Here is an 18,192-nt window from a genome sequence, read left to right as displayed (position 1 = left end):
GGCTGGGGTCTCGGCGGTGCGTGGCGTGGCCGGGCCGGTCAGGCACCGGTGCCGCCGCCTCCCGGAACACCCGAGGCGTGCGTGATGATCTCGTCAATGAGACCGTACTCCTTGGCCTCTTCCGGGGTGAACCAGCGGTCGCGGTCCGCGTCGCGGAGGATCGTCTCGACGGACTGGCCGGAGTGCAGCGCGGTCAGCTCGGTCATGGTCTTCTTGGTGCGCAGCAGGTACTGGGCCTGGATCTTGATGTCCGAGACCGTACCGCCCAGGCCCGCGGAGCCCTGGTGCATCATGATGTCCGTGTGCGGCAGGGAGAAGCGCTTGCCGGCGGTGCCGCCGGTGAGCAGGAACTGGCCCATCGAGGCCGCCATGCCCATGCCGATCGTCACCACGTCGTTCGGGATGTACTGCATGGTGTCGTAGATCGCCATGCCGGCCGTCACCGAGCCGCCGGGGCTGTTGATGTAGAGGTAGATGTCCTTGTCGGGGTCGGCCGCAAGGAGCAGCAGCTGCGCGGTGATCTTGTTGGCGATGTCGTCGTCAACCTGCTGGCCGAGGAAGATGATCCGCTCGCCGAGCAGCCGGTTGTAGACCTGGTCGCCGAGGCCACCACCGATGGAAGGCTCGCCGGCGGCGGAGGGCATCAGATTCGTCACGTATCCACCTGCTCGTCTTACGACGGCGCCGGGCCGTCTCATTGTTCTGCCTTTCATGGACCCTAACGCGATGGTCCCCTCGGGGAATCCCGCAGATGACGGTGTTCGCCGGGGGCGTAGCGCTCCGCCGGGGGGCCGGGTGCGGTTCCGGGGAGGGTGGTTCGGCTGCCGTCGGGCTGCGGGTGCGTGGGTTGTTCGCTCCCCCAAAGTTCTCGACTTCACTCGGACCCGGGGCCCCCATCGCGGCGGAGCCGCATATCGATACAGCCCGCGCCCCCTGGGGTCGGCTGCCCCTCGCGGAGACGACGCAGGCCCCCGGGAGACACTCCCAGGGGCCTGCGTACGCGCTTCAGAGGCGCCGTAGGGCCCGCTCAGCCCTCGGCGTTCTCCTCGGAGGTCTCCGACGCCTCGGCGGCCTCGACCGTCTCGATGGCGGCCTCGGTCTCCTCCTCGTCGTCCAGGTCGACGATCTCGCCGTTGGTGTCCTTGACCGTGGCCTTCTCGACCACGACGGCCAGGGCCTTGCCGCGGGCGACCTCGCCGACCAGGAGCGGCACCTGGCCGCCCTCGACGACGGCCTGGGCGAACTGGTCGGGGGACATGCCGGAGGAGGCCGCGCGGCGCATGAGGTGCTCGGTGAGCTCCTCCTGGCTGACGTTGAGCTTCTCCTGCTTGACCAGCTCGTCGAGGACGAACTGGGTCTTGATGCCCTTGACCGCGGCCTCGCGGGTCTCGGTCTCGAACTCCTCGGCGGTCTTGCCCTGGATCTCCAGGTACTTGTCGAGGGTCAGGCCCATCTGGGCGAGCTGGTGGTGCTCCAGGTTGTGCTTGCGGGTGTTGATCTCGTCCTCAAGCAGCTTCTCGGGGACCGGGACCTCGACCAGCTCCAGCAGCTTCTCCAGGACGCGCTCCTGGGCCTGGGTGGCCTGGTCGAACTGCTTCATGTTGGCCAGGCGCTTGCGGCTGTCGGCCTTCAGCTCGTCCAGGGTGTCGAACTCGGAGGCGAGCTGCGCGAACTCGTCGTCCAGCGCGGGCAGTTCACGGGCGGCGACCTGGGTGACCTTGACGGTGACCTCGGCCTCCTTGCCCGCGGCGGAGCCGCCCTTCAGCTCGGAGGTGAAGGTGGCCTCCTCGCCGGCGGACTTGCCCGTGACGGCCTCGTCGATGCCGTCGAGCAGCTCGCCGGAGCCGATGGTGTAGGAGACGCCGTTGGCGATGCCGTCCTCCAGCACCTCGCCGTCGACCTTGGCCTCCAGGTCGACCGTGACGACGTCGCCGTCCTCGGCGGCGCGCTCGACCGGCGAGGTGGAGGCGAAGCGCTCACGGAGCTGCTCGACCGACTTCTCGACGTCCTCGTCGGTGACCTCGACGGCGTCGACCTCGACCTCGATGCCGGAGTAGTCCGGGATCTCCAGGGCCGGGCGGATGTCGACCTCGGCGGTGAAGTTCAGCGTCTCGCCGTCCTTCAGCTCGGTGATGTCGACCTCGGGCTGGCCCAGCGGGCTGAGCTCGGCCTCGTTGACCGCTTCGGTGTAGAACTTCGGGAGCGCGTCGTTGACCGCCTCCTCCAGCACCGCACCGCGGCCGAACCGCTGGTCGATGACGCGGGCCGGGATCTTGCCCTTGCGGAAGCCCTTCACCGTGACCTGCTGGTTGATCTTCTTGTACGCCGCGTCGAGGCTGTCCTTGAGCTCCTCGAAGGGCACCTCGACAGTGAGCCGAACCCGGGTCGGGTTCAGGGTCTCCACGGCGCTCTTCACGGTTCGGTCTCCTTGTGGCTGACTTCTTGGATTCTGCCGGAGCCAGACAGGTCCGGCGGATTCGCCGCCCGGAGGAGTACGTAGGCCGTGAGGGCCGGGGCACACGGGCGCGCAGCTTGCATAGTAACCGCAGCCGCTCAGCGCCCCAAAAGGCGATCACCGCGGTGATCATCACCGTGATCGTCACGGTGACGTGAGTCGGTGGTCGGGGTGGCGGGATTTGAACCCACGGCCTTCCGCTCCCAAAGCGGACGCGCTACCAAGCTGCGCCACACCCCGTCTGGTGCGACACGTAGGGTACATGCCCGGGACGCTCGCGTCGGCCGTATTCTCCTCGGCGATGCGCGCGGGGGCGCGTGGCGACTCCCGGGGCGAACTCGTTGGCCTCGGCGCCGGGCGACCCGCTACGATGCCTCCAGTGCCGTGGTCACCGACCTGCGGCGCACGCTTGCGGGCGTAGCTCAATGGTAGAGCCCTAGTCTTCCAAACTAGCTACGCGGGTTCGATTCCCGTCGCCCGCTCTGTACGCCGAAGGCCCAGGTAAGAGGTTGGTTTCCTCTCCCTGGGCCTTCAGCCGTTCTCGGGGCCGATCAGCCCTCCGTGTCCCCCCATGTGCCCCTTCGGCCGGCGACGACGCTTCAGAGCGTTCACGATCACCGCGTCCACCCCGTCGGCAATCTCCCGCTCACGGCGATCGGAAGTGTGCTGATAGATCAGCGCGGCGCGGGTGGAGCTGTGGCCAAGCCGGGTCATCAGCTTGCGTGTGCTGGTGTTCGTCTGGGACGCCAGGGTGTTGCCGGTGTGCCGAAGATCATGGAAGCGAAGGCCCTTGATGCCGACCTCGGCGCACGCCTTGTGCCACAGCTTGTTGAAGTGGTTCCGGCGAGGTGTGGCGCCCTTTGCGCCGACGAAGACATGGCCGTCAGCACCGGGCTCCGCGAACTGCTTCATGTGGGCGACGACGATCGGCATGACCGAACGCGGGATGGCCACGGACCGCTTGCCCGCCTCACTCTTGGGTGCCTTGTAGATCCGCTCGCCGCTGTTCAGCTCCGAGACCGAGCCACGTACCCGAATCAAGCCCGCGTCGAGGTCCACGTCCCGCCGGCGCAGTGCGACGGGTCGCCGCAGTCCGTGCGACTCTCCCGGCTACGCTCGCACGGGAGCGCCCCGCGACGCGTGGCTGCGGGGCGCCTTGTGGGGTTCAGTCGATCTTCTGCCCGTCGTACGTACCGCCCTTGCAGGTGTTGTCCGTCAGATCGGCCGTTCCGCCACCCTGCTTGCACTGAGAAGGGGTGACGTAGGACGGGGCGCCCTGTGCGGTGGCGGCGGTGGCTGTGGCGGCGCCTGTGAGGCCGAGTCCGGCGAGGGCTGCCGTGGCGATGACGGCGGCGAGGATTCGTCGAATGCGCATGTGGTTCCCCTTTCACGGATTGCCTCGGTTGGGGCCACTAGTCAGCTTGATCTTCACCCATGCGGGTGGCATGTGATGTTGCGCCATTCGGGTGACAGTGCTGTCGGGTGCGGGGGCGGTGACGCGACCCGTCGGACAGGCCCTGACCGGCCCAGGTCCGGGCATCTCGCGCTACCTGGTAGATGCGTGCCACCTGCTCCGTGGAGAGCGTTGGGGAGAGGCCCGAAAGGACCCGGTCTACCTGATCAACCTCCAGTACGAGGACCCGTGGGTTCGCGTTCTTGATCGTTAGCTTTGCCGCGCCCACTACCGAGATCACGGGACGGACAGGCACATCACCGCCGCAGTGGCGAGAGAGGACCCGCGATACGCGGCGCGCCTCGGACTCGCTGATTGCGATGTGACGGGTCGTGGCCCCGTTGATCGTGATGGCGGTATCGCCGTACCAGACGACCTTCCCTGGGTGTCGTTTCGAGTTGATGGAGAAGACGCCGGCGGGGCCAATGGCGACGTGGTCGATGTCTGCGCCGCTCGCCCACGGAACGGCATGCAGGGTGAACCAGCCGTGCCCCTTGAGCCTGTCGATTCTCCTGCCGGTGGCGCGCTCCCCAATGAGTCCGCCCGCCCAACTGTGGATCTCCGAGCCCGGCATCCAACGGCCGATCAGCCTCAGCAGTGGGTTCGGCTGCAACTCACGGATCTTGCGGCGCACCGCGTCGCCCGGTCGGTTCTCCGCTAAGTCGTCTGGCTGCACACTGCCCCCCCTGTCTGTGCTTCGCTGCCAGATCACCACGGAGTCATGACCAGCGCCAAGGGCCGTATTGGCCATGAGCTGTTACAGGTTTCTCCACCTCATCAAGGTGCCCGCGCAAGGCGCGGGCTGGCCCCATGAGTAGATCACCGCGCATGCGACGGTCAGAACAGTGCCTCCGGCGGAGGATCGGCCGGCACCGGGATGGAGGGGGCGCCGTCGCCGACCGCCGGTCCGTCGTGGCGGATGTCGAGGGCTCCCATCCCGCACACCATCGACCCAAGCTGACGGACCATCACTGTCAACTGGGTTGATAACACTGCCAGAAGCTTTACCTTCATGCGCCCCCCATGCATCGGTACCGTGGGTTAGGTCACGCTTAGCAACCGCCGTGCGCGGGGGAGACACACATCACAGTGGCCCAAAACGAAAGCCCACCGATCGCTGCACAGGCTTCCCGGCGAGAGCAGCAATCGGTGGGCGCGCACCCAGGAGGTACTGCTATGAGTGTGACCCCAACCAACCCGCTTTCAATCCCCCACCCACGAGACTGGGCTGCCGTTCTCGTCATCATCGTGGTCATCTACGTCCCTGCCGCACAGGTCCAAGGCGTTCTGACCAACTTGATCGCACTGTCGGCCGCCCTCGTTTCCGGCTCCGCAGTGAGCGCAGCATCAGCGAGGCAGCCCCACACGGACGCGTGATCGCCAACTAGGCCCGCCGCGCCGCACTCGGCGTTCCCGCCCTGGAAGGGCGGGAGAAGGCCACACGTGCCCTCTACGTGCCCGATCGAGCAGCAACAGGCAGGGACCAACGGGGAACGTCGGCTAACGACCCAGGAACGCCGAGTGCCAGCGTCTCGCCAGGTCAGCCCACATCCGGTTACGCGATCTTCCAAACTAGCTACGCGGGTTCGATTCCCGTCGCCCGCTCTGTACGCCGAAGGCCCAGGTAAGAGGTTGGATTCCTCTCCCTGGGCCTTCAGCCGTTCCGGGGGCCGATCAGCCCTCCGTGTCCCCAGCTCCGTCACCGAGCCGCGCACCCGGATCATGCCCGCGCTGCGCACCCTCTTCGCAGTCATGGGAAAGAAGGATCCAGTGCGGGCTCCGACGGAGTTGTCTTCCAGTGGCCGTCACGGGTCCCGACGCCGCCGTCAGGCCACCAGTGCACTATGTTGAACGCGTTCAAAACTGGGGCTCGGGCATGGGGCGGGGATGGCGACAGAGTGGGGAGCCGCCCGCAGGCTTGGGTACATCCTGGGGCGAATGGGGCGGTGTGCGCTTACATACGTCCTCCTCCACACCGCAGCATGGGTGGCCATCTCGCAGACCGTCTGGTGGGAAGAGAGCTTCCCGGAGATCATGATGCTGGGGATGGGCATGCTGCTGATCATCGGTATTCCCACCCTGTTCATCGCCGTTTTCGCGGTCTGGGTCCACCACCAGATGGAGACAGTCCGATTCCGAGTGCTACTTGCCCTTCCGCTGGTCGTCTGTGCCTGGCCCCTCCTTGCGAGCAGCGCCGGCGAACCTCTGGTGTTCCAGGTCATGGCTCAGATCGCATTCGCGGCACTGATTCCTACGCCGTTCTTCCCCTCGGGGTGGCTCGAAGAGGCCGCGCGATGAATGCCGGCACCGCGACGGTGAAGTGCGGCAGAGGGCAGGTCGGTGGAGCGCCTCGACTGGCTGTTGAAGCGCTCCACGGACCTCGCGAGCGCCTGATCGCCAAATGAGGCTAAATCGCGACCTACTGGGACCCCGTCAGATTCGCCCACACTCGGGCACATGGGGGCGACGCGGGATGGCGACCAGTCCACATGTCTGCGCTGCGGAGAGACCGGCGGCTCCGTACGCGAGCGCGGGCGGATCGGCCTCACGGCGAGGTACTGCGGGAAGTGCTGGAACATCCTCGCCAACGAGATGGCCGAGGCCGACGGGGCCACAGCCGCCCCTGGGCCCGAACCCGACCCCGACGACGTGGCATGGATCGAGCCACCTGTTTGCCCGGAATGCGGCGCTTCAATCCGCGTGTACCCCACCAACTACGACCGATGGGTCAGCCTCGCCATGGTGGAACTGCCCGCCAAAGACGTCCCAGAGGCGTTCAGATGGCGTCTGACGAGGCTTCCGACCCGATCCCTCGTCCCGGCCGATATCGTGGCCGTACGGGTCCGCGGAATCGATCCGTTGCCGGGCGAACCGGTGGTGCCGGCTCACCGAATGATGTGCGTCCCCGAGTGGGGTGAGCCGTAGGGTCGGGCAGCAGCGACCGGCGCGCATGCACCGTCGCCCGCTCCGATCCCTCCGGAGGCCCGGCCTCCGCGGTCTGCGCCGGGGTCAGAACTTGATCGAGTCTATGGAATGGGCTATCGAGTCCAGGAAGCGATTGATCGACGGGGCCATGCCCGTCGAGGCGAGGAAGAAGCCGAAGAGGGCGGCGATGACGGCCGGGCCCGCCTTGATGTTGCCCCCGCGGATCATGACCACGAGGATGATCGCCAACAGCAGCACCACAGACAGTGAAATGGCCACAACTGATCACACCCTAGGTCGGTCCGCTCTCCCGGCCCGGAGGTACGGTCCGCGCACCCCCCGCCAGAACCATCGTGCCACCAACCGGGCCGCCCTATGCGGCCCGTGACCCAACGTCGGGGATACGTCAGGGATACGACGTAGGGCATCGGAGCCGTACGGGTGCGGTACCGGCGGTGCCCCGCACGGCAATTCGGCGGGCTTGTGCGCGACTTTCCATGGAATTGCGCGCGTTCGTTTCCGTCCCCAGGACGTGATCGGGTGCCGGGCCGCAAAGAGGGAGCGCGAGCTGGGCCGAGCGCCCGCTCACCCATGCCCGAGACCGAGAAGTGCGCGCATCCCGGCGTACTTCTCGGTCAGCCGTTTCCGGGTCGGCTCGTCCAGGACCGCCAGCCGTCGTGGGTCGGCGTTGTGCGCGAGGTCGGCCTCCTTCACCAGCCGGGCGCCCGGGGTGTCGAGGATCCGCCGCGCGTACGCCTCGGGTTCCTCCCCCGCCCGCTTGGTGAGGGCGTCCACGATGGCCTTGGTGCGCGGAGTCAGGGCGGCCGCCGCCAGCCACTCCCGGGTGAGCGCGTCGTCCTCCACGGCGTCGTGCAGCCAGGCCGCCGCGATCTGCTCGGCATCCCCGCCCCGGGCACGCACGCCCGCGGCGACCGCGGCGAGGTGCTCGGCGTACGGCCGCGCCGCCTTGTCGGTCTGGCCCTGGTGCGCGGCACGGGCGAGGGTCTCGACCTCGGCGAGCGTGAGCAGGGGCGTGGCTTCGGGCGTGGGCGTGGACCGTGTCATCGCCCCAGTGTCCCCCATCCACGTCCCCCATCCACCGCTGAAAAACCCCACCTCCAGCCCGACCTGAGTAATAATCACTTACACCAGTCACTCATTACATCGCCTGGAGGCGGCCTTGCCGTTCGAGAGCACCGAAGACGCCGTACGAGCCTGGGTCCACGGGTGGGTCGTATCCCGCGGAGCCGCCGAACCGGCGGATCAGCCCTGGGGATTCACCGTCGAGGTCGGCCGGCCCGGGGAGGTCGCCCGGCATGTCCTGACCGCCGCCGACGAGGCGACCGTGCGGAAGCTGGCCGAGAGCAGCCCTGCCGGTGTCGCGCTGAAGGCGTGCGTTCCGGCACCGGTGCTGGCGGCGTGGCTGCCGGACGGGTGGCGGCTGCTGGACGGTCACGACTCCCTCATGGCCGTCTCCCTCGGCCGCCTCGCGGCCCCGCCCGCGCCGGCCGACGGCTACCGGCTGAGCCGCTGGCACCGGGCCGGGGTCACCCGGGTGCTGGTGCGGGCCGCCGACGGGGGCTTCGCGGCGCGTGGGCAGATCGCCGTCGCCGGGGCCACCGCCACCGTCGACCAGGTGGAGACCGATCCGGCCCATCAGCGCCGGGGGCTCGGGCGTGTGGTGATGGGGGCGCTCGCCGAGGCCGGGGCCGAGCAGGGCGCGAGGGCCGCGGTGCTGGGCGCCACCGCGCAGGGACGGGCGCTGTACGAGAGCCTGGGCTGGCGCGTGCTCGCCCCGCTGAGTGCCGCCGCGATACGGACCGACGGCTGAGGGCACCGGCGAGGACGGCTCAGCGGGTCGAGGCGGTTGCCTGGCGGCAGATCAGGAGGAGGGCGCGGTCGTCGTTGACGTCCTTCGCCACCGCCTCGATCAGATGCCAGGCGGCGCCGTGGAAGCCGCCGGCGACATAGCGGTCGGCCTCGCCGGTCAGACGGTCTATGCCCTCGACGATGTCCCGGTCGGAGGTCTCCACCAGGCCGTCCGTGAAGAGCATCAGGACGTCGCCCGGGCGCAGCGAGCCCTTCACGGGATCGAACTGGGCACCGTCGTACACCCCGAGCAGCGGGCCCTCGGCGGCCTTCGCCTCCCAGCGTCCGCTGCCGGCGGAGAGCTGGAGCCCTGGCGGATGGCCCGCGGTGTACAGCTCGTAGTCCCCGGAGTCGAGGTCCAGGACGAGGTGGATGGAGGTGGCGAAGCCCTCGTCCCAGTCCTGGCGCAGGAGGTAGCCGTTCGCGGCGGGAAGGAAGGCGTGCGGGGGCAGGGAGCCGAGCAGGCCGCCGAAGGCGCCGGACAGGAGCAGGGCGCGGGAGCCGGCGTCCATGCCCTTGCCGGAGACGTCCGTGAGCACGACCTCCAGGGTGCGGCCGCCGTTCGTACGGGCCGCGACGACGAAGTCGCCGGAGAAGGACTGGCCGCCGGCCGGCCGCAGTGCCATCTCCTGGTGCCAGCCCTGCGGCAGCTTGGGCAGCTTGCTCTGCACCCGGATCCGCTCGCGCAGGTCGAACAGCATGGTGCCGCCGCGCCGCCAGGGCACGCCGACCCGGCTGCGGAACTGGGCCGTGAGCAGGCCGAAGAAGCCGCAGGCCGCCACGACGAGGACCACGCCGGGGGTCACGCGCGACGGCCCTTCCGTGTACGGGCCGAGGCGTACCGACTCCACGATCAGGGCCGTGGCCCCGGCCGCGTACAGGCCGAGCAGGCTCGCCGGGCGCAGCAGCAGGCCGCCGGCGATGATCGGCAGCACCAGGGCGGCCGGGGAGCACCACACCGAGTCGACCAGGGTCATGCCCATGAGGACGGGGATGGTCAGCAGCAGTCCGGCGAAGGCGATCCAGTCGGAGCCGTCGCCGCGGAAGTAGTCCACGGCGCTTCTGCGCAGGCCGGTGCGGACCCGGTGCCACTGCATCTTCCACCGGGCCGTGAACGTCTCGGCCTTCGCGCGCCGCTCTCGTCCTGCTGCCATCAGTTCGGGACCCTATCCATCGGACCGGCTGCTTGGCACGGGAGGTCCCACTTGTCCCCCGTGCGGGGCTGCACTTCACAGCCGGTCCTCACAGTGAACGGCACGCGCGGCCACCGCGCTGCCGCCCCGGACAAATTCGCTGGCTCGTCCCGCACCGCCTTGATAGGCATGGCTCATGGGGACAGAGCGGACGGAACGCGCTTCCGAGTTGACGGTGTTGCGGCCGGCGGACTTCGACCGCTGGTGGGACGGCCTGGTCCGGGCCTTCGGCGGGGTCGCCGCGGCCGAGGAGCGCGAACTGGACCGCTCGCTCACGGAGTTCGACCGCTCGCTGGCCGTCCGGGACGGGGACGAGATCGTCGGTACGGCGGGGGCGTTCAGCTTCCGGATGACCGTGCCGGGCGGGGCCGGGGTGCCCGCCGCGGGGGTCACCATGGTGAGCGTGGCCGCGACGCACCGGCGGCGCGGGGTGCTGACCTCGATGATGCGGCGCCAGCTGGACGACGTGCGGGAGTGGGGCGAGCCGCTGGCCGTGCTGACCGCCTCCGAGCCGGCGATCTACGGCCGTTTCGGATACGCCGCCGCGATCCACCAGCTGCACGCCGAGATCGACACGAGCCGGGTGACCCTGGACGTGCCGGCCGGCACCGACGACGTACGACTGCGGTACGCGAATCCGGCCGACGTGCTCGCCGAGTGCGAGGCGGTGTTCGCGGAGCTGGTGCCGCGGCGGCCCGGCATGCTGGCCCGGCAGCCCGGCTGGGAGCGGGTGGGGCTCCTCGACCCGGAGAGCGAGCGGGACGGGGCGTCGGCCCTGCAGTGCGTGGTCGCCGAGCGGGACGGGCGGGTCACGGGGTACGCCCGGTTCCGTACCAAGCTGGGCTGGTCGCCGAGCGGACACGACGGCACGGTGTCGCTGGACGACCTCTGCGCCCTCGATCCCGCGAGCGACGCGGCGCTGTGGCGGTTCCTGTTCGGCATCGACCTGATGTCGACGCTGCGGACGGTACGCGGGCGGCCGCTCGACGACGCCTGGCAGTACCTGGTCTCCGACATCCGGCGCTGCCGGACGCAGGTGCGGGACATGGGGTACGTCCGTCTCGTCGACGTCGGTACGGCGCTCGCGGCGCGCACCTATCAGGCGCCGGTGGACGTGGTGTTGGAGGTGGACGACGCCTTCTGCCCCTGGAACGCGGGGCGTTGGCGGCTGAGCGGGGACACCAAGGGGGCGTCCTGCGAGCGTACGACCGATGCGGCCGAGCTCGCCCTGTCCGTACGGGAGCTGGGCGCGGCCTATCTCGGCGGGGTGACCCTGCTGTCGCTGGCGGCGGCCGGGCGGGTGCGGGAGCTGCGGCCGGGAGCGCTGGCGGCGGCATCGGTGGCGTTCGGCTCACCGGTGGCCCCGTGGCTGCCGCACGGCTTCTAGATCACCGCTGCTGACAGCTGGGGCACCAGAAGAGGTTGCGGGCGGCGAGGTCGGCGGTGCGGATCTCGTCGCCGCAGATGTGACAGGACTGGGTGGCCCGGCGGTAGACGTACACCTCGCCGCCGTGGTCGTCCACGCGGGGTGGCCGGCCCATGGCTTCCGGGGTGTGCTCGGGCCGGACGGTGTCGATGCGATTGTTCCGGACGCCCTCGCGCATCAGCGCGACGAGATCGCCCCAGAGGGCGTCCCACTCGGTGGGGGTGACGTCCTTGCCCGCCCGGTACGGGTCGATGCCGTGCCGGAAGAGGACCTCGGCGCGGTAGACGTTGCCGACGCCGGCGACGATCTTCTGGTCCATCAGCAGGGCGGCGATCGTCGTACGGCTGCGGGAGATCCGCCGGTACGCGGCGCTCGGCTCGGCGTCCTCGCGCAGCGGGTCGGGGCCGAGGCGGGCGTGTATGGCGCGCTTCTCCTCGTCCGTGATCAGCGCGCAGGTCGTCGGGCCGCGCAGGTCGACGTGGGCGGTGTCGTTGACGAGGCGGAGGCGGACGGTGTCGGTGGGCGGGGGTGCGGGGGTGCCGCCGAAGCCGACCTTGCCGAAGAGGCCGAGGTGGATGTGGACCCAGTCGGTGTCGCGGAAGCGGAGGAAGAGGTGCTTGCCGTGGGCTTCGGTGGCCGTGAGCTCCGCGCGGTCCAGGAGGGCGGCGGCGTCGGAGAACTTGCCCTGCGGGCTGCTGACGCGGGGAGCGGTCCCCTGGAATCGCCGGGCGTAGTCCTGCGCCAGCCGATGGATGGTGTGCCCTTCCGGCAAGGCTGAGCTGTCCTTTCGTACCTGTCGCCCGCCCGCCCACCTGACTCGGCGAGCGGGCGGGCGGGCCAGGCCTGGGCTAGTCCTGCGGGTGGTGGGCCGGGATCGGGGGGAGGTCGCCGGTCGTCTCGTACGCCGAGAGCATGTCGATGCGGCGGATGTGGCGCTCGTCACCCGAGAAGGGGGTGTTGAGGAAGGTCTCGACGAACTTCGTCGCCTCCTCCTGCGTGTGCATGCGCGCGCCCACCGCCACCACGTTGGCGTTGTTGTGCTGGCGGCCCAGCGACGCGGTCTCCTCGCTCCAGGCCAGCGCCGCCCGCACGCCCTCGACCTTGTTCGCGGCGATCTGCTCCCCGTTGCCGGAGCCGCCGATCACGATGCCGAGGGACTCGGGGTCCGCGGCCGTACGCTCCGCCGCGCGGAGGCAGAAGGGCGGGTAGTCGTCCTGGGCGTCGTAGATGTGCGGCCCGCAGTCGACGGGCTCGTGCCCCGCCGCCTTGAGCCACTCGACGAGGTGGTTCTTGAGTTCGTAGCCCGCATGGTCGGAGCCGAGATACACGCGCATGCCATGAGTGTGACACGCCTGATCCAGGGCAGCAGCCTCGGGTGTCGGCGCACGAGAGATGGCCTGAAACTGTGAGGGAGACCATAGAACCTCAAGGGAACCTCAAGTAACGATCCCGTTTCAGAGGTTCCCGAATCCGTTCGCCTCGGATTCACTGGACCGACTCGTACACCGCTCGTGCGAGCCGCTCCACCTGGCGTAAAGGAAACCGTCCATGACCCCTGGTTCGGGCCTCCAAGCAGGACTCAAGAACCGCCACCTGACGATGATCGCGATCGGTGGTGTGATCGGAGCCGGCCTCTTCGTCGGTTCCAGTTCCGGAATCGCTACCGCGGGACCGGGCATCCTCCTGTCGTACGCACTCGTCGGCACGCTCGTCGTCCTCGTGATGCGGATGCTGGGCGAGATGTCCGCCGCAAACCCCACCTCCGGCTCCTTCTCCGCGCACGCCGACCGTGCCCTCGGCCGCTGGGCCGGCTTCTCCATCGGCTGGCTGTACTGGTTCTTCTGGGTCGTCGTGCTGGCCGTCGAGGCCACCGCGGGCGCCAAGATCCTCGCGGGCTGGGTCCCGGCCGTCCCCCAGTGGGGCTGGGCGCTCATCGTGATGACCGTGCTGACCGCGACCAACCTGGTCTCCGTCGGCTCCTACGGCGAGTTCGAGTTCTGGTTCGCCGGGATCAAGGTCGTGGCGATCGGCGCGTTCATCGTCGTCGGCCTGCTCGCCATTTTCGGCGTGCTGCCGGGTGTGCACACCGACAAGGCGTCCTTCGCCAATCTGACGAGCCACGGCGGCTTCCTGCCGCACGGGCCCGGCACCATCCTCACCGGTGTGCTGCTCGTCGTCTTCTCCTTCATGGGCAGCGAGATCGCGACGCTGGCGGCCGGCGAGTCGGAGGACCCGCAGCGCGCGGTCACCAAGTCCACCAACAGCATCATCTGGCGGATCGGCGTCTTCTACCTCGGCTCGATCCTCGTCGTGGTCTCGCTGCTGCCGTGGAACGACCCCTCCATCAAGAAGGAGGGCTCCTACGTCGCCGCGCTGGACTCGCTCGGCATCGCGCACGCCGGCGAGATCATGAACGTGATCGTGCTGACGTCGGTGCTGTCCTGTCTCAACTCCGGCCTCTACACGGCCTCCCGCATGGCGTTCTCGCTCGGCGAGCGCGGTGACGCCCCGAAGGTCTTCGCCCGCACCACCGCCCGCGGTGTGCCGATGGCGGCGATCCTGGCGTCGGTCGTCTTCGGCTTCGTGGCGGTCTTCTTCAACTACGCCTACCCGGACACCGTCTTCCTCTTCCTGGTCAACTCCTCCGGTGCGGTGGCCCTGTTCGTGTGGCTGGTCATCTGCTTCTCGCAGCTGCGGATGCGGAGGATCATCCTGCGGGAGGCCCCGGAGAAGCTCGTCGTGCGGATGTGGCTGTACCCGTACCTGACCTGGATCACGGCCGGCTTCATCGTCTTCGTCCTCGGCTACATGCTGACGGACACGGAGGGCGAGAGCAGCGGCCGTACGACCGTGCTGCTGTCGGTCGGGGTGGCCGCGGTCGTGGTCGTGATCGCCCTGGTGAAGCAGAAGGTCGAGGCGGGCCGTGGGGCGGGCGAGCCCGCCGTCGAGGCGGCCGAGAAGGTCACCACCGGCTGAGGCGGCGAGCCGAACCGCGCATCATGGCCGCATAGCCTGACGGAACCTGTCAGGATATGCGGCCATGGTGCATTCCATGACCTACACGGACGACGAGCCGGATCCGCCCTTCCTGCGCCCCGGAGAGGCCGGCTACGACGACGAACTCGCCGGTTTCCAGCTCGGTTTCACCCAGCGGCCCGCGCTGATCGCACCGGTCCGCTCGACGGCCGGCGTGGTCGCCGCCGTACGTCACGCGGCCGCCGGGGGCCTGCCCGTCGGGGTGCAGGCGAGCGGGCACGGGCTGCCCGGCGGCTCCGCGGGCGGGCTGCTCGTCTCCACCCGGCGGATGGACGGGGTCCGCGTCGATCCCGAGGCTCGTACCGTGCGTGTGCAGGCGGGGGTGCGCTGGGGGCAGGTGGCCGCGGCGGCCGAGCCGTACGGACTGGCGCCGCTCAACGGATCGGCCCCGGGCGTGGGCGCGGTGTCGTACACCCTGGGCGGCGGACTCGGCATCCTGGCCCGCGAGTTCGGGTACGCGGCCGACCATGTGCGGTGGCTGGAGCTCGTCACCGCCGACGGCGAGCCACGCCGTGTCACCCCGGACTCCGACCCCGAGCTGTACTGGGCGCTGCTCGGCGCCGGGCACACCCTCGGTGTCGTCACGGAGCTGGAGATCGGGCTCGTCCCGGTGCGCACGCTGTACGGCGGCTCGCTCGCCTTCGACGGGCGGGTGGTGGACCCGGCGGCCGTGCTGGGGGCGTACGAGGCCTGGACGCGGACCGTGCCGGACGGGCTGACCTCGTCCTTCGCCGCCGTACCGTACCCGGATCTGCCCGCGCTGCCCCCGCATCTGCGCGGTAGGTACGTCGTCTCGGTCCGGGTCGCCTACACGGGTGACGACGGGGAGGCGCTCGTCGCTCCGCTGCGCCGGCTCGGGCCGGTGCTGTCGGACTCGCTGCGCGTGATGCCGTACGCCGAGAGCCACACCATCCACAGCGACCCGGACACCCCGCACGCCTACTACGGCGACAGCGCGGTGCTGGCGGGCCTGGACGTCGGGCGGGCCGGGGAGCTGCTGCGGATGACCGGGCCGGGCGCGGCGGACGCGATGTGCGTCGTGCAGATCAACCATCTCGGCGGGGCGCTCGCCCGGCCGGCGCCGAACGCGGTGCCGTGGCGTGCGGGCCGGTTCCTGGTGCGGTTGCTGACCGTCGGGGAGCGGGAGCCGGCGCGGGCGCTGCTGGACCCGGCGTTCGCGCTGCTGGCCGAGGACACCCTGGGACGGTCGCTCAACTTCGCCTTCGGGGCGGGCGACCGGGGTGCGGGGCTGTACGACCCCGATACGACGAAGAGGCTCGCCCGGGTCAAGGAGCAGTACGACCCGGCGAACCTCTTCCGCAGGAACTACGGCGTCTGAGCGGTCCTGGCGAAGCCGGCCGCGGTTCGGCAGCGCGCCCAAGGGGCGCGGGGCTGTGTCGACATGCGGCTCCGCCGCACTTCCCGCGGAGCGCTCAGCGCTTGTTCGCGAACTTCCAGGCGGTGGGCAGCGCGCCCATCGCCAGGGCGGCCTTGAGGGCGTCGCCGATCAGGTACGGGGTGAGGCCCGCGGCGACGGCCTGGGAGGCGGACAGGTGGGCCGCCAGGGCGAGGTACGGCACGCCGACCGCGTAGATGATGGCCTCGCCGAGGATCATCGCGCCCGCCATGCGCAACGGGGAGCGGTCGGCGCCGCGCCGGGCCAGAGCGCCGACGGCCGCCGAGGCGAGCAGCATGCCGATGATGTAGCCGAAGGAGACCATGCCGGCACCGGAGGCGCCGCCCGCGAACCACGGCACCCCGGCCACGCCGGCGAGCGCGTACAGCGCGAGCGAGAGGAAGCCGCGGCGGGCGCCGAGCGTGGTGCCGACGAGCAGCGCGGCGAAGGTCTGGCCGGTCACCGGCACCGGGGAGTGCGGCACCGGGACGGCCACCTGGGCCGCGATGCCGGTGAGCACGGCGCCGCCGATGACGAGGGCCGCGTCGCGGACGCGGGACGCGGGGAGCAGGTCGGCGAGGACTGCGCCGGGGCGCGCGATTGCGGTGGCGGTGCTCATGGGGACTCCGCGGGGTGGTGTGGACACGTCGGGACTCCGTGACGCTATCCCAGCGACCTGGAGCCGATCACCGTCGGCGCTCGACAAAGGGTCGAACGGCGCCTTCGTGACCTTCGCACAAAGAGCGCCGCTCACACGCGGTCGGGCGTGATACCGGTCACTGAGGTGAAGACGCTCAGCTCACTTTCCGGCCTCTGCCGGCAGAGGATCCCGACTGTAGGTTCCCGCCAAAGCCCCGTGGGGATCGTCTCGCCCGTCGGTCGCCGTCTGGGCAGCGCGGGGGCGCTTTGCTAGCTTCGACCGCATGGTTGCCCAGGCCCGGTACCTCACCTCGCGTCGCTACGTCGACCTGCGACGCCAGGGCACGGCCACCTGTCGCCGCCCGGGGTAGGGGCGGGCTCTTCGGCACGCTCCGCCTTCCGAGACGTGTCGGCCCCGTTCCTCAAGGACGGTTCTCCATGCCCCGTACCGCGGTGTCCACCCTTGACTCGCCCGTTCCGCGTGCCGCCGACCACGACCGGCGGCGCACCAGCGCCAGTGTCGTCCTGCGGTCCGTGCTGGAGCACGGACCGGTGGCGCGCAGCACCATCGCCCGGCTGACCGGGCTGTCGCCGGCGTCGGTGACCGAGCACTGTGCGCGGCTCGCCGGGCTCGGCCTGATCCGGGAGTCCGCGGCCCCGCGCCGGTCGAACGGGGTCGGCCGGCCGCATGTCCCCGTCGACCTGGACGAGTCGGGCTTCCTGGTCGGCGGGGTGCATGTGGCCGTGCCGTACACGACGGTCGCGCTGCTGGATCTGCGCGGCCGGGTGGTGGCCCGGCGAGAGCTGAAGCACGAACACACCGAGCCCGGCCGGGTGCTGGCGCGGGCGGCCGAGGGGCTCGCGGGGCTGCTCGCCGAAGTGCCGGGCCGCCGGGCGCTCGGGGTCGGGGTGGCCGTCGGCGGCTGGGTGGACCGGGAGACGGGCAGCGTGGTCGAGCACGAGCTGCTGGGCTGGCGGGAGGTACCGGTGCGGGAGCTGCTCGGCGCCCGCACCGGGCTGCCGGTCCATGTGGACGGGCACGCGCGGGCGTTGGTGAACGGGGAGCGGCTGTTCGGGCGGGCCCGGGGCAGCGGGAGCGTGCTGCATCTGTTCGTGGGCAATGTGGTCGACGCGGCCTTCGCCACCCATGACGAGGTGCACCACGGGCCGCGTTCGGCGGCCGGGGCGATCGCGCATCTGCCGGTGCCGGGCGGCACCGAGCCGTGCCCGTGCGGCCGCACCGGCTGCCTTCAGGCGGAGCTGAGCGAGCGCACGTTGTGCCGGCGGGCCCGGGCGGCCGGGGTGATCGACTCGGTGAATCCGATGCATGTGGTGGCCGCGGCGGCGGCCGGGGACGCGGTGTCCCGGCGACTGCTCGTGGAGCGGGCCCGGATGACGGGGCGGGCCGCCGGGCTGCTGCTGGACGTGCTCAATCCGGAGACCGTCGTCGTCACCGAGGTCGGGATCATCCACTTCGAGGACTGCCTCGCCGCACTCAGGGAAGCGGCGGGAATACGGCGTGCGGCGGCCGTCATGCCGACGAGTTTCCCGGATTCCGTGCTGGCGGTGGCGGGCGGTTCGGTGGCGCTCGACGTGCTGTACCGGGATCCGCTGGGCGCGTCACCTGAGGGTATTTAATTCAGAAACTCCGAATGTTGACAGGCATCAGTCGCGGACAGGAACATCCTGGTCATGAGCCTTCTTACGAGCTGTCGCATCCTTTGTTGCTGACGCGTTGCCGCGCGTGAAGCGCGTGTTTCCGGCTCGCTGCTCTTCTCTTTCGTCCGGTCTGTGACTCCG

18 protein-coding genes and 2 tRNA genes are annotated in these 18,192 nt (G+C 70.2%); 8 read left to right on the top strand and 12 right to left on the bottom strand.

Annotated elements, in window-relative coordinates:
• Window positions 1–38: 38 nt before the first annotated feature.
• The 3 genes from LE548_RS34100 to LE548_RS34090 form a co-directional block, all read right to left on the bottom strand.
• Entirely contained in the window at window positions 39–644 is a 606-nt protein-coding gene (locus LE548_RS34100; protein ID WP_225100975.1) for an ATP-dependent Clp protease proteolytic subunit, read from the bottom strand.
• A 383-nt stretch (window positions 645–1,027) separates the two neighbouring features.
• Window positions 1,028–2,416: a trigger factor gene (tig, locus tag LE548_RS34095; RefSeq protein WP_225100889.1), complete on the bottom strand. Its 1,389-nt coding sequence runs from the start codon at window positions 2,414–2,416 to the stop codon at window positions 1,028–1,030.
• Window positions 2,417–2,618: 202 nt separating this feature from the next.
• Window positions 2,619–2,695: transfer RNA gene (locus LE548_RS34090), tRNA-Pro, on the bottom strand.
• Between the two features lie 171 nt (window positions 2,696–2,866).
• Here LE548_RS34090 and LE548_RS34085 point away from each other — a divergent pair.
• A tRNA-Gly gene (locus LE548_RS34085) sits at window positions 2,867–2,937 on the top strand.
• 49 nt (window positions 2,938–2,986) lie between these two features.
• Here the strand turns inward: LE548_RS34085 and LE548_RS34080 are convergent.
• From LE548_RS34080 to LE548_RS34070, 3 genes are all read right to left on the bottom strand, one after another.
• Entirely contained in the window at window positions 2,987–3,529 is a 543-nt protein-coding gene (locus LE548_RS34080) for a tyrosine-type recombinase/integrase (protein ID WP_225100974.1), read from the bottom strand.
• Window positions 3,530–3,620: 91 nt separating this feature from the next.
• Window positions 3,621–3,830 (bottom strand): hypothetical protein, encoded by a 210-nt coding sequence (locus LE548_RS34075; protein WP_225100888.1) that lies wholly within the window; start codon window positions 3,828–3,830, stop codon window positions 3,621–3,623.
• Between the two features lie 37 nt (window positions 3,831–3,867).
• Window positions 3,868–4,584, bottom strand: coding sequence for a nuclease-related domain-containing protein (locus LE548_RS34070; protein WP_225100887.1), 717 nt, complete (start codon window positions 4,582–4,584; stop codon window positions 3,868–3,870).
• Window positions 4,585–5,894: 1,310 nt separating this feature from the next.
• Here LE548_RS34070 and LE548_RS34065 point away from each other — a divergent pair.
• A complete protein-coding gene (locus tag LE548_RS34065) occupies window positions 5,895–6,206 on the top strand; it encodes a hypothetical protein (RefSeq protein ID WP_225100886.1) in 312 nt (103 codons plus the stop codon).
• Between the two features lie 159 nt (window positions 6,207–6,365).
• Entirely contained in the window at window positions 6,366–6,833 is a 468-nt protein-coding gene (locus LE548_RS34060; RefSeq protein ID WP_308030938.1) for a DUF6083 domain-containing protein, read from the top strand.
• Between the two features lie 84 nt (window positions 6,834–6,917).
• Here the strand turns inward: LE548_RS34060 and LE548_RS34055 are convergent, their stop codons facing one another.
• A complete protein-coding gene (locus LE548_RS34055; RefSeq protein ID WP_225100885.1) occupies window positions 6,918–7,112 on the bottom strand; it encodes a hypothetical protein in 195 nt (64 codons plus the stop codon).
• A 306-nt stretch (window positions 7,113–7,418) separates the two neighbouring features.
• Window positions 7,419–7,898, bottom strand: a complete 480-nt coding sequence (locus LE548_RS34050) for an HD domain-containing protein (RefSeq protein WP_225100884.1) — start codon at window positions 7,896–7,898, stop codon at window positions 7,419–7,421.
• A 115-nt stretch (window positions 7,899–8,013) separates the two neighbouring features.
• Between LE548_RS34050 and LE548_RS34045 the strand changes: the two genes are divergently transcribed.
• On the top strand, window positions 8,014–8,664 hold the full coding sequence (locus LE548_RS34045) for an N-acetyltransferase (protein WP_225100883.1): 651 nt from the start codon (window positions 8,014–8,016) through the stop codon (window positions 8,662–8,664).
• 19 nt (window positions 8,665–8,683) lie between these two features.
• On the opposite strand, the gene LE548_RS34040 is transcribed toward LE548_RS34045, so the two are convergent.
• Entirely contained in the window at window positions 8,684–9,856 is a 1,173-nt protein-coding gene (locus LE548_RS34040; RefSeq protein WP_225100882.1) for a PP2C family protein-serine/threonine phosphatase, read from the bottom strand.
• Window positions 9,857–10,031: 175 nt separating this feature from the next.
• On the opposite strand from LE548_RS34040, the gene LE548_RS34035 reads away from it, so the two are divergent.
• The gene (locus LE548_RS34035; protein ID WP_225100881.1) at window positions 10,032–11,282 is read left to right on the top strand and encodes a GNAT family N-acetyltransferase; all 1,251 of its coding nucleotides are present in this window, start codon (window positions 10,032–10,034) and stop codon (window positions 11,280–11,282) included.
• A gap of 1 nt (window position 11,283) precedes the next feature.
• Here the strand turns inward: LE548_RS34035 and LE548_RS34030 are convergent, their stop codons facing one another.
• Together LE548_RS34030 and LE548_RS34025 are read right to left on the bottom strand one after the other, a co-directional pair.
• Window positions 11,284–12,093 (bottom strand): Fpg/Nei family DNA glycosylase, encoded by an 810-nt coding sequence (locus LE548_RS34030; protein ID WP_225100880.1) that lies wholly within the window; start codon window positions 12,091–12,093, stop codon window positions 11,284–11,286.
• Between the two features lie 76 nt (window positions 12,094–12,169).
• A complete protein-coding gene (locus LE548_RS34025) occupies window positions 12,170–12,655 on the bottom strand; it encodes a ribose-5-phosphate isomerase (protein WP_225100879.1) in 486 nt (161 codons plus the stop codon).
• A gap of 214 nt (window positions 12,656–12,869) precedes the next feature.
• Here LE548_RS34025 and LE548_RS34020 point away from each other — a divergent pair, with 214 nt between their 5' ends.
• Window positions 12,870–14,297, top strand: a complete 1,428-nt coding sequence (locus LE548_RS34020; RefSeq protein ID WP_225100878.1) for an amino acid permease — start codon at window positions 12,870–12,872, stop codon at window positions 14,295–14,297.
• 76 nt (window positions 14,298–14,373) lie between these two features.
• On the top strand, window positions 14,374–15,696 hold the full coding sequence (locus tag LE548_RS34015; RefSeq protein ID WP_225100877.1) for an FAD-binding oxidoreductase: 1,323 nt from the start codon (window positions 14,374–14,376) through the stop codon (window positions 15,694–15,696).
• A 94-nt stretch (window positions 15,697–15,790) separates the two neighbouring features.
• Here LE548_RS34015 and LE548_RS34010 read toward each other — a convergent pair whose 3' ends face one another.
• Window positions 15,791–16,372: a biotin transporter BioY gene (locus LE548_RS34010; protein ID WP_225100876.1), complete on the bottom strand. Its 582-nt coding sequence runs from the start codon at window positions 16,370–16,372 to the stop codon at window positions 15,791–15,793.
• Between the two features lie 458 nt (window positions 16,373–16,830).
• Between LE548_RS34010 and LE548_RS34005 the strand changes: the two genes are divergently transcribed.
• Window positions 16,831–18,030 (top strand): ROK family transcriptional regulator, encoded by a 1,200-nt coding sequence (locus tag LE548_RS34005; RefSeq protein ID WP_225100875.1) that lies wholly within the window; start codon window positions 16,831–16,833, stop codon window positions 18,028–18,030.
• Window positions 18,031–18,192 lie beyond the last annotated feature (162 nt).

The sequence above is a fragment of the Streptomyces sp. CoH27 genome (assembly GCF_020181035.1).
Taxonomy (GTDB): domain Bacteria; phylum Actinomycetota; class Actinomycetes; order Streptomycetales; family Streptomycetaceae; genus Streptomyces; species Streptomyces camelliae.
Note: the sequence above shows the minus strand (reverse complement) of the source record. Positions and strands in the feature narration are given on the sequence as shown.

Coding starts and splice junctions, on each gene's coding strand:
- LE548_RS34100 (WP_225100975.1), bottom strand. CDS start 644: ATGCCCTCCGCCGCCGGCGAGCCTTCCATCGGTGGTGGCCTCGGCGAC.
- LE548_RS34075 (WP_225100888.1), bottom strand. CDS start 3,830: ATGCGCATTCGACGAATCCTCGCCGCCGTCATCGCCACGGCAGCCCTC.
- LE548_RS34060 (WP_308030938.1), top strand. CDS start 6,366: ATGGGGGCGACGCGGGATGGCGACCAGTCCACATGTCTGCGCTGCGGA.
- LE548_RS34050 (WP_225100884.1), bottom strand. CDS start 7,898: ATGACACGGTCCACGCCCACGCCCGAAGCCACGCCCCTGCTCACGCTC.
- LE548_RS34040 (WP_225100882.1), bottom strand. CDS start 9,856: ATGGCAGCAGGACGAGAGCGGCGCGCGAAGGCCGAGACGTTCACGGCC.
- LE548_RS34035 (WP_225100881.1), top strand. CDS start 10,032: ATGGGGACAGAGCGGACGGAACGCGCTTCCGAGTTGACGGTGTTGCGG.
- LE548_RS34025 (WP_225100879.1), bottom strand. CDS start 12,655: ATGCGCGTGTATCTCGGCTCCGACCATGCGGGCTACGAACTCAAGAAC.
- LE548_RS34020 (WP_225100878.1), top strand. CDS start 12,870: ATGACCCCTGGTTCGGGCCTCCAAGCAGGACTCAAGAACCGCCACCTG.
- LE548_RS34015 (WP_225100877.1), top strand. CDS start 14,374: ATGACCTACACGGACGACGAGCCGGATCCGCCCTTCCTGCGCCCCGGA.
- LE548_RS34010 (WP_225100876.1), bottom strand. CDS start 16,372: ATGAGCACCGCCACCGCAATCGCGCGCCCCGGCGCAGTCCTCGCCGAC.
- LE548_RS34005 (WP_225100875.1), top strand. CDS start 16,831: ATGCCCCGTACCGCGGTGTCCACCCTTGACTCGCCCGTTCCGCGTGCC.